Raw genomic sequence first — 14,260 nt, 5'->3', positions numbered from 1 at the left:
GATTTAAATAAGGTATATAAAAATATCAACCCGAGTTCTGCGTCCTGCAAAACTCGGGTAAATGAGGTTGTGCTTTCGGGTAATAATTATTTTTATCGTTTCCGTTCCAACATCTGATCCGTGATGCTATTCCATATCAGCTTAGTGTATCCTTACGTGGGATTATCCATTCCCGGTTCCGTGTGCCGATGAATGTAGAATAAGGTTTTTATAACCATCTGCCTATTCGCCCTAGACTCAAATCTTTGTACGATATTGCTTACATCAATTTTTATATTCTTTTTATTTATAAGGCTGAGCAATTCTATCAGTCACTATTTTTTCTTCTTTTTCAGCTTTAGCAATACCTTCTTGTATTGCGGCTTGAGCTTCATCTTCATCATCTTGAGTTTGTTCCAGTTCCTCTTGAACTTGTTCAAATATTCGACCAGTCTGCAAAACAACATAGACAGGGAAATGATCAGATCCGATATGAGGTAAACGCTGCATTGTAACCAAACCAAAATCAGTACTGTGGAAAATATGGTCTAAAGACCAACGCAGCAACGGATAATCCGCATGAAAAGTATTAATGAAATGTCGTCCAACTCGCGGGTCAAGTAATCCACTAATCCGCTGAAATAAGCGCGTAGTACGTGACCATGCTACATCGTTTAAATCCCCCATCACAATACAGCTTTCATCTAGATCTTTAATTTGATCGCCAACAATTAAAAGTTCAGCATCACGTAAAGTTGAATCCTTCGCCTCAGTTGGGCTAGGAGGCTTCGGATGTAAACAATAGAGTTGAACTGACATACCTGATCGTAAAGTCACAGTAGTATGAATAGAGGGAATTTCATCACTAAGAATAAATTTAACTTCAGTATTTGATAAAGGTAAGCGGCTATATAAATGCATGCCATATAAATTATCTAAAGGTACAGGAACACGATAAGGATAGTCGCCTTCAATCTCTTTTAACGCGTTTTCCCACGTCTTGTCACTTTCTAAAGTAAGTAATAAATCAGGTTTTAACGTCCGTACATGCTCAAGTAGCAAATGATATTTATCATTAGGAGTGAGCACATTAGAAACAAGCAGTGAAATCTGCTTTTTAGGGTCTAACTGATGCTTTTTAACCTTTTTAACCTGTTTTTTCCAAAACAAAGTATAGGGCAAAATCATTTTAAGCTGATAAGCAATCGCGGCGATGAGGACCGCCAATACTATTTCACGCCAGAGATTCCATTCGGCGGGCCAAAACAGCATCCCCATAAAGGCTAACAGACCAACGAATAGAATCTGCAACCGAGGAAAATCCGCACCACGAAACCACCACTCATCACGAGGAATAAGTGACCAGAAACTCAACCAAATCACCAGACCAGCTAGAACTTCGATATAAATCATTGAATTTTCTCTTTTAAGATGATTTGTTTTTTAACGTTTTTGTCATCTTTATCAATTTTGTATGTAACATAAACAAGATATTCTACTCAATAAAGATGGTGTTTTGTTTCTGTAACGCTTGCAGTTGTGGACACTTTTGATACACTCAACTCCCCCTAACAATTTTAACGCACCGAGGCAAAATGACATGAAAGTAGGTCTGGTCGGTTGGCGCGGGATGGTCGGTTCCGTCCTTATGCAACGTATGGTTGAAGAGAATGATTTTGCTCATATTGAGCCATTTTATTTCTCTACCAGTAATGCAGGTGGTGAAGCTCCTTCATTTGGTGGTAAGACTGCCCCAGCACTTATGGAAGCTACAGACATTAATAGTCTGAAGCAAATGGATGTCATTATTACCTGTCAAGGTGGTGACTATACGTCTGAGGTTTTCCCACAGTTAAAAGCGACTGGTTGGGATGGCTATTGGATCGATGCAGCTTCAACTTTACGTATGTCAGATGATGCAATCATCGTTCTTGACCCAGTAAACCTTAACGTTATCAAAGACGGCTTGGTTAACGGCACTAAAACTTTCGTAGGCGGTAACTGTACAGTATCACTTATGTTGATGGGTGTCGGTTCACTTTTCCAGAATAATTTGGTTGAGTGGATGACTGCTATGACTTATCAAGCAGCATCGGGTGCGGGCGCACAAAACATGCGTGAGCTACTTACCGGTATGGGCTACTTATACAACAATACCAAAACTTTGTTAGATGATCCTAAATCTGCAATTTTGGATATTGATCGTCAAGTTGCTGAGTTACAACGTGGTGAAGGTTTCCCATCTGCTAACTTTGGTGTGCCATTAGCGGGTTCATTGATTCCTTACATTGATAAGCAACTTGAAAGCGGCCAATCAAAAGAAGAGTGGAAAGGTCAAGTTGAAACCAACAAGATCTTGGGTAACTCACAAATTGTTCCTATCGACGGTCACTGTGTCCGTATTGGTGCAATGCGTTGTCACTCTCAAGCCCTTACTATCAAGTTGAAAAAAGATGTGCCGCTTGATGAAATCGAAGATATGATTCGTACTTCAAGTCAATGGGCGAAAGTTGTACCGAACACTCGTGAAGCGTCTATGACTGACCTTACTCCTGTTGCTGTGACTGGTACTTTGACTGTGCCTGTAGGTCGTCTGCGTAAACTCAATATGGGTAAAGAATATTTAGGTGCATTTACAGTTGGTGACCAGTTACTTTGGGGTGCTGCTGAGCCTTTACGTCGCATGTTACGCATCCTAGTTGAGTACAAAAGCTCATAATTTGATTTGAATTATTCAGTCAAAATAAAAAGCCGATCACATTAGATCGGCTTTTTCGTAACTGGTTTGTGAAAATTTTACAATTTATTTACATTTCATTATTGTATAATTTTGAGCGACTTTACGACTTATTAGGTCATGGATTGAGATGACTGTTTATAACAAATTAAAAATTGCCATTTTCACCATTATGTCTTCGCCTTCTCTTTATGCGATTACATTAGATCCTATACAAATTCAGTCCGCACCCGGTGATTTGTTATATGCCGAAATGAATTTCCAACAAGCTGACCCCAACGTTACTTTACAAGTCAGTCTAGCGACTCCCGAAGATTTAAACGCGTTAGGGGTAACTCATCAGCCGCCCGGGAATCTTAATTTTTATACACGCCAAAACGGCCAAGGCTCAGGGGTTATTGTTATTACCTCATCTCGCCCTGTTAATGACCCTGAACTGAATATTGTAGTAAAAATTAGTGAAGGTTCTGCCACCCGGTTGCAACATATCAAAACTGTAATTAAACCTTCTTCTATAAAAAAGACTGAAAATAACGAAAGTACTTTATCACCTCAATTTATTGTCAATGAAAAAGATATTGCTCTAAATCTGCCAGAAAGTACCCGTTATGCATCAGCAAATTCGAATCCAACTACAACGAGTTCGCATAGTGAACATAGCCTTAATATTAATTCTGAAACTGCTCCAGCGATAAACCCAAACTCATCCAATACTTCCAATGAAAACTCTGCTAATCAGGTTACTCAACAAGTTGCAATAGCTACTACTCCAGATCAGACAGGAATTAAACCAACCAGTTCTAAGACTGCTACAAACAGTTCACCAAAAACTCCAATCAACAAACTAACAGCGCAAAAGAAATCTGCTCCTCAAAAGACGCTTAACCAAAATTCTGCAAAGAAACAATCTCTAAGTTCCTACAAAGGACCAGCAACATCAGGTAAGTATGTGGTACAGCGAAACGAGTCTTTATGGAGTATTGCTAATCGTATTGCAGCGAAAACTAAACAACCTGTTGCGAAAGTCATGCATGATATTCAAGCTCAAAACCGACATGCTTTTATTCAGGGTGATGTAAATCGGTTACGTCAGGGAATTGCGCTTAACCTAAGCCACTCTCCTGTTGCTAAATCTCAGCAAAACAAGTCAAAAACAGACACAGTACATTCTGCAAAATCAACTCCTGGCAAAGCAAAATACCGATTACAGCAAGCCGAAATGAGTATTGTGGCTGAAAACAGTCAAAATTCTAAGCATGGAAGTGCTAAAAAGAGCACACAACAAAGTCAAAACAATACTGAGTTAGCAGTAAAAGTTATGACAACAAGAGAAAAAACCGTTACATTACAAAGGAATGTAACCAAACTAAATCAAACTTTACGTTTAAAAGACCAACGTATTCAACTCTTGAATGCGCGTTTGGCAGAGTTACAACAGCAGTTACAAGCACAGCAACAGACTCATAAGCAAAAACATTAAGTTAAAATCAGAGTTAGCTCGCTTTATATTGCAAATATTTATTTTTTAAGGGGAAAGTAATGTTATATGTGATTCCGTTCATCATATTGCTCGTGGTCGCTGTCATTTTAAAGAAACGCGAGACTAGCCAGAAGCAAGAGGCCACCTCCCCTAAAGTAGCAAATAGAAAAACGAGTAAAAAAGCGAACTCTAAATCGAGTAAAAACTTACGTGAAAAAAATAAAACCAACATAGTTGAAGAGGTTACTCCTACTCTTCCACAAAGTAGTCCTGTGCCTGAGGCTGTACGTCAAAAAATTCAGCTACTTATTCAAGAAAGACAATTTTCAGCAGCTGAAGCTCAAGTCAATCAGGCGCTCAAAAAAGATAATACCCAGCACGAACTGTATTTATTACTTCTTGAAATTCATATTGCACAAAAAGATGAGTTTGCAATAAGTCAACTGATTAGCCATATTCGTAGCTTGGCGCTCAATGAAATAGCCATTCAAGCAGAAGCCAGACAAAAAGAATATGAGTCATCAAGACAACCAGATGCCATCGATTTTCCTCAAGCTCAAACATACCCAGAATCAAAAAATACATCTGATGCAACAGCTCAGTTTGACCAGTTAACGACAAGTTCTTCTGAAACTTCTTTCGATAACTTGCAGCAAGACTATACCCCTGTAAAGCAAGAACCTACTGTTGAAGTTGAACCTTTAGAGTTTAACTTTTCATTTGAGCAAAGCACGTCTACAGAAAGTACCAACCAACCCACACAGGAATCAGAGTTATCATCATCTCAACAAACAAATGATTTGGCTGACTTAGAGTTTTCTTTTGACTTGGCACCTTTACATGAATCTGAGGAAAAAGCCCAAGTAATAGAAACACCAGCAAACCAAGAGAACAATAGCAATACTTTGGATTTTAATCTTGAATTAAATTCTCCAAATCCAGAGACAAAATCTCATGAGCAGATATCATCATTAGATGAGCTTAAATTGGTAAAACAAGCTCCATTAGAAGCGAATTCAATAACACCTCTTGAGTTTTCGCTAGATGAGCCTACTTTAGTTACAACAACAGAGATTGAAACTCAAAACCATGTAGATTTAGTACGCGAAGAAACGACTCAAAATCAAACCCAAGACCCTCTTCTAGAAGCTTTTCCAGAATTAAAACAGTTAGATGAAAATGAACTTGATCTAAAATTGGCTGAGCAATACATCAAGTTAGGTGCTTACCCAGCAGCTCAAGCCTTATTGGCAAGCAATGAGCAAAAATTCAACACAGAACAACAACAACGTGCGAAAAACTTACTTAATCGCATAGCTTCTTAAAGCTGATCGTTTTACCATAAGCAGTCAGAGATGACTGCTTTTTTATGCTTGCAATAATATGAAAAAAATAGCCTTATTTTATATGGGTGGTACTTTTGGTTGTATTGGTGAACCTTTAGCTCCTATGCCTTATGACCAATTCCTACCTCAACTTGAAAAAGTGATTCCGCCACACTTAACAGTTGACTGCTTCGCTGCGCCCAATATTGTTGATAGCAGTGCATGTACGGCGCCTGATTGGTTACGCCTAATTCAACGTATACAACAACTACAACTTGAAGGTTATCAGCATTTCGTTGTTATTCATGGTACAGACACGCTCAGTTATGCAGCTGCAACCCTAGCCCGCTTTTTAGGCCAAAGCTGTCATATTGTGATTACCGGTAGCCAATACCCATTACTTAATATTCAAGGTGACAATACCCGTGAATTTACTGATGCAATTGAGAACTTATATCTTGCATTAGAACAAGTGATTGCTTTACCTGTGGGTGCTTATCTCGCATTCCACCATCAAGTATTCCATGCGCAAACTGCATTAAAAACGCATACAACTGAACTCGATGCATTCTCAGGGTTAAGTAGTGAAGTTGAGTTTACACCTCAGCAAAATGAATTGATTGTACAAGATGCCCAAATTGAACGAGCTGCTTCATTCCAGATTTTAAACTGGATGATGCAACCTATTGCAACACAGCACTTAGTACAGCAATTACGCCACTTACTTCCTGCCCCTCCGCACTTTTTAGTGTTACAAGGTTTTGGTACAGGCAATATCGCTGTAAACCAAGAATTACTTGCAACATTAGATGAGCTTTACACACGTGGCTGCGTCCCGATTCTCACAACTCAAGTGACATTCGGTGGTATTGACCAACGTTATGCGATTAGTGCATGGGCCAAAACTGCAAAAATTGTCATCAGTGATGCACATAGTCATGCAGATCTTTATGCAAAAGCACTTCAAATCTATTTAAAATACCCAACCCCAGAACAATGGCTAAGCCATTGGAATGAAAATTAGCATTAAATAGAGGTAAAGCTATGCAACGTTATGCGGTCGGTATTGAATTTAGCGGAGTTCAATACCGAGGTTGGCAAACACAACAGCCAGGCGTTGCCAGCGTTCAGGAAACGATCGAGCGTGTACTTAGTAAAATTGCAGATGAGCCCATTGCACTTCACGGTGCGGGCCGTACTGATGCGGGAGTACATGCAACAAATATGGTGGCGCACTTCGATACGAATGCTATTCGTCCAGAAACAGGATGGTTAAGAGGGGCAAACAGTCAACTACCTAAGGATATTTCCATTCAGTGGATTAAACTGATGGATGAAAGTTTTCATGCGCGTTTTAAAGCGACTGCACGACGTTACCGCTATATCATCTATAACGCGCCCCATCGCCCAGCCCTATTACACAAGCAAGTTACTCACATTTATCAAAAGTTAGATGTGCAAAAGATGATTGAAGCTGCCAGTAAATTTGAAGGAACGCATAACTTTGAAACTTTCCGCGCAGCAGCATGCCAGTCAAACCAGCCTGTTCGACATGTAAAACATTGCCGTTTATTTGAACATGGGCGCTATTTAGTTTTAGATATTGAAGCAGATGGTTTTTTACACCATATGGTGCGTAATATTGTCGGTTGCTTACTCGAAATTGGTCAAGGCATGTATGAGATTGATCATATCGATGCAATGTTTGCAGCACAGGATCGTAAGGCAGCAGGGGTAACCGCCCCACCCGATGGTCTTTATTTTATTCAGTGTAATTATCCTGAGCAGTTTGATTTGCCACAGCCACCACTTGGACCACATTGGCTAAACTTACCAGATTAAAACATTTAAAACTCAGTATCCAAATTAAGCATTAAATAAGATACGCGATAAAGTCATACGCAACCTGCCCTAAATATATAATTATATGTTTTTGCGATGCATTAGATATTGATAATTATCTAACAGGTTTTGCGTATGACAATGGTTTTGGTTACTTTTCCCGAAAGAAAAGTAACTCTAGCTGAAAGCCAATCCAATTATTAAAGCCTCAATGGCACGACTCCGTCATGACATAGAATAAATTAACGGTGCTGCTTACGCTTACGGTATTCAACCGGCGTTTCATTCGTCCAACGCTTAAATGCACGGTAGAACGTACTCGGTTCAGAGAAACCAGTTAAATATACAATACGCTCAACACTCTCATTGGTATTTGCCAAAAGCTTTTTAGCTAATCGACAACGATAGTCAGAAAGTATTTGCTGAAAACTTGTATTTGCTTCACTGAGCTGGGTACGCAAGCGACGTGGAGTAATATTCAGTTGAGCAGCAACCGTTTCTAAGGTTGTTTCTCCACTTTCCAGTGTTGAACCAATTGCGCGACGAACTTCACCTACCAAATCATAGCGGGCCAATTCCTGCAATTTTTCAATGGCGAGCTGCTCATGCAATTGTAATAACTCAGGCTCTGCCTGCCAAAGCTGGAAATCTAAAATAGCTGGGTCAAAATATAAACGTGTCTCTTTCTGGCCTAAGCTCACTGGGCAGCCAAACACACGGAAATATTCATCCTCAGAGGCGCCTTCGCTAAAATTAAAATCGATGAAAATAGGATGAAATTGCCCTTCGGTAATGAACTTAAAAAATCTAAGTATTCCCGAAATTGCACATTCAGAAAAATGACGATTGACAAGATTGTCAGCACCAATTTGTTCACCATTGGTTAAATAACAACGACCGTCTTCAACCACTAGTTTTGCATCAAATGCATCACTAATGAGTCGTTGATAAGCTAAGGCTCGTTTTAAGCCTTCGCCAAAGGTTTCACTACTAATAAATAGATGTTCAATCACTTGCCCTCGATACAAAGGCAAATGTTCACCTAAATGCAGACCAATGTCTGGATCTTTACTGACTTCCTGAGCGGCAGTCCAAAAGGCGTACTGTGCACTTAACGGTGTACGTGCATTGGTATCGACCTGATTTAAAGCAACTCCCGCTTTGGTTAATATTTCTTCTGTTGGCAAACCCGCACGACGAATCGCTTGGTAGCCAAAGCGTAATACAACTGATGCATCTGTTAGCTGACCCACGCAGTGCCCTTCCATGTAGATACTTCATTGATATTTAGGGCTGTTGACCTTTATGCAATTAACAGTCCCTAATAACTATGATTTTAGATTAGCGTTGATTGACCAAACTGACAACAGAATTACTCTTCTTTTGTGAAAAAAATTACATCTTTTTTATTAGTCATACTTTAACCAGATGCTTTAGCAGAAGTGTGTCTATCTTGTTTTTTTTAAAAAAATTGACTATAATTTGCGCCTTTCCAATTTGATCATCAGGTAGGCTATGGCCAATAAAGAGGAACTCATTGAGTTCGAAGGCGTTGTCACCGAAACGCTTCCTAATACGATGTTCCGTGTACGTCTTGAAAACGGTCACGAAGTTATTGCACACATTTCTGGTAAAATGCGTAAACACTATATTCGTATTCTTACTGGCGACAGTGTAAAAGTCGAAATGACTCCATATGACTTAACTAAAGGTCGTATTACGTACCGTGCTCGCTAATTAGTGAATGCAAAAAAGCCACTTTATGATGTGGCTTTTTTATTGCGTCATTTATTCATTTAAGCGACTGGTTTTACATCCTACCGTTTGGCATTCCCGCAATCTTTCTTGCAGCCAATGGTTTCTTTCTTGCGTTGTCTGTAAACGACATTGCACGTCTACACTATTTCTATTTGAATCTGTACACTCGGCGTCACGTTGACGTATCCATGCAAGCTGAGACTTCTTAAGAATATTTTTCTGCGCGGTGTTTAACTTTACGCGTAGTGCTTGATAGTTCCTATTCAGATCTGCATCAGCGCTCGCATAAATTTTATTTGTACAGTAAATATCATCGTAAGTATTGCGGGCACTATCACAGTTATCTGCATAGACCGCAGTCATTCCAAAGCTGCATAAAAATGCAAAAAGTATTTTTTTCATCATGTTTTCCTTAAGTTTTTTACAAAATAATTATAAAACCTTTTGAATATTAGTATAAATCCCTAAATAAACTCATTCTCCATTTATCATAATCTTCCTTTTCTTCTTTACAAGCTAGTCAATCCAACCTACCGTTCTATAACAATAAATATAATTTTATATAGAGAGAAAAATGAACATACATACCCGCTACCAAATTGGCTTATTGTCTTTCATAATTATTTGTCTTAACGGTTGTGCTAGCCACCCACGTCAATCCGTAGATTTACAGGAATATTTAAAAAGCTTTTTAGGTAAATCATCGGCGACCATTCAACAAGATATCAATCTACGGAGTCTTGGCTTTCAAGTCGCCAACACTCCACAAAAAACATCCAATCAACTCATCTATACGATTTTACGTCCGTTAAGCATTCCAATTCCAATGGTGAGTAATATTGATATGAGAGGTGGCTCTGTTCCCATACAATCAGGGAATTTAAGCAGTAACTCTTATGATCTAAATTTCAATTGCAAAGTGATTTTCCAACTTAAAAATGATATTGCCGAGTCTATTCAATATGAAGGGAAAGCCTGCTAAAACATCGGCACAAAAAAACGCAGCATTGAGCTGCGTTTTTTATAAGAAGCTTCTAAGCAAGAGCAGCTACAACAGCCTCACCCATCTCAGCTGTACCCACTTTTGTCATGCCTTCTGACATAATATCTGCTGTACGCAAACCTTGATCGAGCACTTGGCCTACTGCATCTTCAATTGCTTTTGCAGCAGCTTCTTCACGGAAGGTATAACGAAGCATCATTGCAACAGAAAGAATAGTTGCCAATGGGTTCGCCACATTTTGACCCGCGATATCCGGTGCAGAACCATGGCAAGGCTCATACATACCTTTGCCATTTTCATCTAATGATGCAGATGGCAACATGCCGATTGAGCCTGTAAGCATTGCTGCTTCATCAGATAAGATATCGCCAAACAAGTTACCCGTTACAATCACATCAAACTGTTTAGGCGCACGCACAAGTTGCATTGCAGCATTATCGACATACATATGTGAAAGCTGAATATTTGAATAATTCGCTTGCTGTAAATCAGTGACTGTTTGCTTCCAAAGTTCTGTTACTTCCAAAACGTTCGCTTTATCAACTGAACAAACTTTACCACCACGCAAGCCGGCAAGTTCAAAAGCTACTTTTGCAATGCGCTTAATTTCGCTTTCAGAATAAACGTCAGTGTTATAGCCTTGTTTCTCACCGTTTTCGAGTTCACGAATACCACGTGGCTGACCAAAATAAATACCGCCGGTAAGTTCACGAACAATAAGAATATCTAAGCCAGCAACAATTTCAGGCTTTAAGCTAGAAGCATCTGCTAATTGCGGATATAAAATCGCTGGACGCAAGTTAGCGAACAAGTTGAGTTCACTACGAATTTTTAAAAGACCACGTTCAGGACGAATAGAGCGCTCAATGGTGTCCCATTTCGGTCCGCCTACCGCACCCAATAAAATTGCATCAGCTTTTTTTGCTTGTTCACTTGTTATAGCAGGATACGGTTCACCATGTGCATCAATTGCCGCACCGCCTAATAGGCCATGTTCCCAAGTTAACGATAAATTAAATTTTTCATTTACTGTATTTAATACTTTTTCTGCCGCCCCAACAATTTCAGGACCAATACCATCACCAGCCAAAATTAAAATCTGTTTAGACATAAATTTTTCCATTTTCCAAAGACAAGCAGTGTTATAACTGCCGTGGCGTTAGTTTCTTCTGTTCGACAAATTCACCTAGCCCTGTTGTCACATCAAATGGTCGACAAAAGCGGCGAATAACTCGCTCATCTTGTTCTAAGTCAACGCATAATGGATCTGGTACAGAAACATTCAGCAAACTACCCGAACGGTTAGTTTTGTCTCGGTACATTTTAAATGTATAGCGATGGTTGGCATTAAACTGGTGAATAACATGGATTGTTTCAGCCCGATCTGGAGAGATCGGATAGAAACGGATTACCACTTCATATTGTTTGGCAGGTACAGATAAATACAAGCTGTTGCTTTGGCTAAGCACTGAACCTTGTAATCGTACAATTCCTTGATGAATTGCCTGATTACTAATTCGACGTGTTTGCGCATCCACTACAGTAATGTCATTTAGTCGTTCAAATTCACAACTTTTCGCACCCGAACAATATATCGCTGCATTCTGCCCCAAACTATCTTGTTCAGCCTGCTTAATACGGACAGTATCCACTACATTGTAAGTGCTCTGACAAGCACTGAGTGTTATTGCGCACAGGCTCAACAAAAAGCTATGAGTAACGTTCCTCTTCATTGTTCAAGCCCAATCCTCATCTAGTGCATAATTTTAAGGTGTTTTTATGCTTTAGCATGTTAGCAAGAGTTTGAACGCTATGCCATGACTATGTTTAAAATGTACCAAAAGGTTAATTTAACTCTTGGAATACCCAAGGACGAACTTGTTTAGTTTTTTCTTCATAAGCGCGAATTGCATCCGCATTTTGAAGCGTTAAACCAATATCATCCAAACCATTTAACAAGCAATGCTTACGAAATGGATCAACTTCAAATTTAAAAGCTTCACCTGTTGGCGTACGTACTTCTTGAGCCGCTAAATCAATTGTTAATTGATACCCTTCATTGGCAGCACATTCTTTAAATAACTGATCAACAACTTCTTCTGGCAAAATGACAGGTAACATGCCATTTTTGAAACAGTTATTAAAGAAAATATCAGCAAAGCTTGGTGCAATAACTGTACGGAAACCATATTCGTTTAATGCCCAAGGCGCATGTTCACGGCTTGAACCACAACCAAAGTTAGTTCGAGCAATCAAAACGGTTGCTCCTTGATAACGAGGCTGGTTTAAAACGAAATCCGGATTTTTGGGACGCACTGAATTGTCTTGTCCCGGATAACCTTCATCTAAATAACGAAGCTCATCAAATAAGTTGTCGCCAAAACCTGTACGTTTGATTGATTTCAAAAACTGTTTTGGAATAATTAAATCTGTATCAACATTGGCACGATCTAATGGTGCAACGATACCTTGTTCAACTGTATAAGCTTTCATGGTTTGCTCCAGACCGAATTAAAATGAACGAACATCAACAAAGTGACCTGCAATTGCAGCCGCTGCCGCCATTGCCGGGCTCACCAAGTGAGTGCGACCACCATTGCCTTGACGGCCTTCAAAGTTACGATTAGACGTCGATGCACAGTGTTCACCTGGTTGTAACTTATCTGCATTCATTGCTAAACACATTGAACAACCTGGTTCACGCCATTCAAAGCCAGCTTCCAAGAAGATTTTATCCAAGCCTTCTTTTTCAGCCTGTTGTTTAACTAAGCCAGAACCCGGAACAATCATGGCTTGTTTAATGGTAGATGCCACTTTACGGCCCTTAACCACTTCAGCCGCAGCACGGATGTCTTCAATACGAGAATTCGTACAAGAACCAATAAAGACACGATCAAGCTGAATATCAGCTAATGCCTGACCTGCATTTAAACCCATATATTGATAAGCACGTGTCCAGTCATTACGTTGAACATCATCTTTCGCTTGTTCTAAAGTTGGTACAGCTTCAGTGACAGGAATAACCATTTCTGGCGAAGTTCCCCAAGATACTTGTGGTTCGATTTCTGCGCCATTTAACTCAACTACAGCATCAAACATAGCATCTTCGTCTGAATGCAAAGTGTTCCAGTAAGCAACTGCTTGATCCCATTGCTCGCCTTTGGGTGCGTAGCTACGGCCTTTCACGTATTCAATGGTTTTGTCATCAACGGCAACCATACCGACACGAGCACCTGCTTCAATCGCCATGTTACATACCGTCATACGCCCTTCAATCGACATATCACGGAAAACTTGACCACCAAATTCGATTGCATAGCCTGTACCACCAGCAGTACCGATTTTACCGATAATGGCCAATACCACATCTTTTGGTGTTACACCTTTACCTAATACGCCATCCACACGCACTAACATGTTCTTAGATTTTTTCTGGATCAAACATTGTGTTGCTAACACATGTTCAACTTCAGATGTTCCAATACCATGCGCCAAGCAACCGAAAGCACCATGAGTCGCTGTATGTGAATCACCACACACCACCGTCATACCCGGCAAAGTTAAGCCCTGTTCAGGTCCAACGACATGCACAATCCCCTGACGGATATCATTAATGCTAAATTCAACAATATTGAAAGCTTTACAGTTGTCATCTAAGGTTTGAACTTGAATACGAGATGTATCATCTTCAATACCAGCAATGCCTTGGTCACGTTCTTTTTTAGATGTTGGAACGTTGTGGTCCGGTGTCGCAACGTTTGCGCTTAAACGCCATGGTTGACGACCCGCAAGTTGCAAACCTTCAAATGCTTGTGGGCTAGTCACTTCATGCAATAAATGACGGTCAATATAAAGTAAACATGAGCCATCATCACGCTGTGAAACAACGTGGTCATCCCACAATTTGTCATATAAAGTTTTGCCTGCCATGTCGTCTTGCTCCATTGGACTGGGTAATTCTAATCTTTCTTCGATTATAGCCAGAGTTTCACATAAATCTAATTTATCATTTTTATAAATTAGAAAACTTTTTGGAATCAATTTTAATTTCTAAAAAAAACCCCAAATTTAATAAATCGTTTTTGTTAATGATTATCATTTGCATAATCAATTTTTAATCTTATACTCTAATGCCT

14 protein-coding genes are annotated in these 14,260 nt (G+C 39.6%); 7 read left to right on the top strand and 7 right to left on the bottom strand.

Translation table 11 applies throughout. The annotated features are described in order from the left end of the window. Positions 1-282: 282 nt before the first annotated feature. Positions 283-1,392 carry an endonuclease/exonuclease/phosphatase family protein gene (locus HUN22_RS10150; protein ID WP_174728744.1) on the bottom strand — a complete coding sequence of 370 codons (1,110 nt, stop codon included), beginning with the start codon at positions 1,390-1,392 and terminating at the stop codon, positions 283-285. A 187-nt stretch (positions 1,393-1,579) separates the two neighbouring features. On the opposite strand from HUN22_RS10150, the gene asd reads away from it, so the two are divergent. The 5 genes from asd (at position 1,580) to truA (ending at position 7,363) form a co-directional block, all read left to right on the top strand. Next, positions 1,580-2,698: an aspartate-semialdehyde dehydrogenase gene (gene asd / locus HUN22_RS10145; protein ID WP_005066045.1), complete on the top strand. Its 1,119-nt coding sequence runs from the start codon at positions 1,580-1,582 to the stop codon at positions 2,696-2,698. Positions 2,699-2,846: 148 nt separating this feature from the next. After that, the gene (locus HUN22_RS10140; RefSeq protein ID WP_174728741.1) at positions 2,847-4,196 is read left to right on the top strand and encodes a type IV pilus assembly protein FimV; all 1,350 of its coding nucleotides are present in this window, start codon (positions 2,847-2,849) and stop codon (positions 4,194-4,196) included. 59 nt (positions 4,197-4,255) lie between these two features. Further along, complete coding sequence (locus HUN22_RS10135; RefSeq protein WP_217485526.1) at positions 4,256-5,521, top strand: hypothetical protein; 1,266 nt, start codon at positions 4,256-4,258, stop codon at positions 5,519-5,521. 58 nt (positions 5,522-5,579) lie between these two features. After that, positions 5,580-6,545, top strand: coding sequence for an asparaginase (locus HUN22_RS10130; RefSeq protein ID WP_025470543.1), 966 nt, complete (start codon positions 5,580-5,582; stop codon positions 6,543-6,545). A 20-nt stretch (positions 6,546-6,565) separates the two neighbouring features. Continuing rightward, complete coding sequence (gene truA, locus HUN22_RS10125; protein WP_174728738.1) at positions 6,566-7,363, top strand: tRNA pseudouridine(38-40) synthase TruA; 798 nt, start codon at positions 6,566-6,568, stop codon at positions 7,361-7,363. Positions 7,364-7,605: 242 nt separating this feature from the next. Here truA and HUN22_RS10120 read toward each other — a convergent pair whose 3' ends face one another. Further along, on the bottom strand, positions 7,606-8,616 hold the full coding sequence (locus HUN22_RS10120) for an AraC family transcriptional regulator (protein WP_125738596.1): 1,011 nt from the start codon (positions 8,614-8,616) through the stop codon (positions 7,606-7,608). 262 nt (positions 8,617-8,878) lie between these two features. On the opposite strand from HUN22_RS10120, the gene infA reads away from it, so the two are divergent. Then, complete coding sequence (gene infA / locus HUN22_RS10115; protein ID WP_001284370.1) at positions 8,879-9,100, top strand: translation initiation factor IF-1; 222 nt, start codon at positions 8,879-8,881, stop codon at positions 9,098-9,100. A 51-nt stretch (positions 9,101-9,151) separates the two neighbouring features. Here infA and HUN22_RS10110 read toward each other — a convergent pair whose 3' ends face one another. Beyond that, a complete protein-coding gene (locus tag HUN22_RS10110; protein WP_174728735.1) occupies positions 9,152-9,526 on the bottom strand; it encodes a lysozyme inhibitor LprI family protein in 375 nt (124 codons plus the stop codon). Between the two features lie 169 nt (positions 9,527-9,695). Here HUN22_RS10110 and HUN22_RS10105 point away from each other — a divergent pair, with 169 nt between their 5' ends. Continuing rightward, positions 9,696-10,103, top strand: a complete 408-nt coding sequence (locus HUN22_RS10105) for a hypothetical protein (RefSeq protein WP_174728733.1) — start codon at positions 9,696-9,698, stop codon at positions 10,101-10,103. Between the two features lie 52 nt (positions 10,104-10,155). On the opposite strand, the gene leuB is transcribed toward HUN22_RS10105, so the two are convergent. The 4 genes from leuB to leuC all read right to left on the bottom strand — a co-directional run bounded on the left by leuB (position 10,156) and on the right by leuC (position 14,054). Then, positions 10,156-11,235, bottom strand: a complete 1,080-nt coding sequence (leuB, locus tag HUN22_RS10100; RefSeq protein WP_174728730.1) for a 3-isopropylmalate dehydrogenase — start codon at positions 11,233-11,235, stop codon at positions 10,156-10,158. Between the two features lie 31 nt (positions 11,236-11,266). After that, positions 11,267-11,857 carry a hypothetical protein gene (locus HUN22_RS10095; protein WP_016144240.1) on the bottom strand — a complete coding sequence of 197 codons (591 nt, stop codon included), beginning with the start codon at positions 11,855-11,857 and terminating at the stop codon, positions 11,267-11,269. 112 nt (positions 11,858-11,969) lie between these two features. Then, the gene (gene leuD, locus HUN22_RS10090; RefSeq protein ID WP_016144239.1) at positions 11,970-12,617 is read right to left on the bottom strand and encodes a 3-isopropylmalate dehydratase small subunit; all 648 of its coding nucleotides are present in this window, start codon (positions 12,615-12,617) and stop codon (positions 11,970-11,972) included. An 18-nt stretch (positions 12,618-12,635) separates the two neighbouring features. After that, positions 12,636-14,054: a 3-isopropylmalate dehydratase large subunit gene (leuC, locus tag HUN22_RS10085; RefSeq protein ID WP_217484383.1), complete on the bottom strand. Its 1,419-nt coding sequence runs from the start codon at positions 14,052-14,054 to the stop codon at positions 12,636-12,638. Between the last annotated feature and the right edge of the window lie 206 nt (positions 14,055-14,260).

Origin of the sequence: Acinetobacter lactucae, assembly GCF_013344765.1 — a bacterium.
Lineage (GTDB): Bacteria > Pseudomonadota > Gammaproteobacteria > Pseudomonadales > Moraxellaceae > Acinetobacter > Acinetobacter lactucae_A.
Note: the sequence above shows the minus strand (reverse complement) of the source record. Positions and strands in the feature narration are given on the sequence as shown.

What these genes read in the sequence shown, in the direction of transcription:
- HUN22_RS10150 (WP_174728744.1), bottom strand. Translation starts at nt 1,392, where the DNA reads ATGATTTATATCGAAGTTCTAGCTGGTCTGGTGATTTGGTTGAGTTTC.
- asd (WP_005066045.1), top strand. Translation starts at nt 1,580, where the DNA reads ATGAAAGTAGGTCTGGTCGGTTGGCGCGGGATGGTCGGTTCCGTCCTT.
- HUN22_RS10140 (WP_174728741.1), top strand. Translation starts at nt 2,847, where the DNA reads ATGACTGTTTATAACAAATTAAAAATTGCCATTTTCACCATTATGTCT.
- HUN22_RS10135 (WP_217485526.1), top strand. Translation starts at nt 4,256, where the DNA reads ATGTTATATGTGATTCCGTTCATCATATTGCTCGTGGTCGCTGTCATT.
- HUN22_RS10130 (WP_025470543.1), top strand. Translation starts at nt 5,580, where the DNA reads ATGAAAAAAATAGCCTTATTTTATATGGGTGGTACTTTTGGTTGTATT.
- truA (WP_174728738.1), top strand. Translation starts at nt 6,566, where the DNA reads ATGCAACGTTATGCGGTCGGTATTGAATTTAGCGGAGTTCAATACCGA.
- infA (WP_001284370.1), top strand. Translation starts at nt 8,879, where the DNA reads ATGGCCAATAAAGAGGAACTCATTGAGTTCGAAGGCGTTGTCACCGAA.
- HUN22_RS10110 (WP_174728735.1), bottom strand. Translation starts at nt 9,526, where the DNA reads ATGATGAAAAAAATACTTTTTGCATTTTTATGCAGCTTTGGAATGACT.
- HUN22_RS10105 (WP_174728733.1), top strand. Translation starts at nt 9,696, where the DNA reads ATGAACATACATACCCGCTACCAAATTGGCTTATTGTCTTTCATAATT.
- leuB (WP_174728730.1), bottom strand. Translation starts at nt 11,235, where the DNA reads ATGTCTAAACAGATTTTAATTTTGGCTGGTGATGGTATTGGTCCTGAA.
- HUN22_RS10095 (WP_016144240.1), bottom strand. Translation starts at nt 11,857, where the DNA reads ATGAAGAGGAACGTTACTCATAGCTTTTTGTTGAGCCTGTGCGCAATA.
- leuD (WP_016144239.1), bottom strand. Translation starts at nt 12,617, where the DNA reads ATGAAAGCTTATACAGTTGAACAAGGTATCGTTGCACCATTAGATCGT.
- leuC (WP_217484383.1), bottom strand. Translation starts at nt 14,054, where the DNA reads ATGGCAGGCAAAACTTTATATGACAAATTGTGGGATGACCACGTTGTT.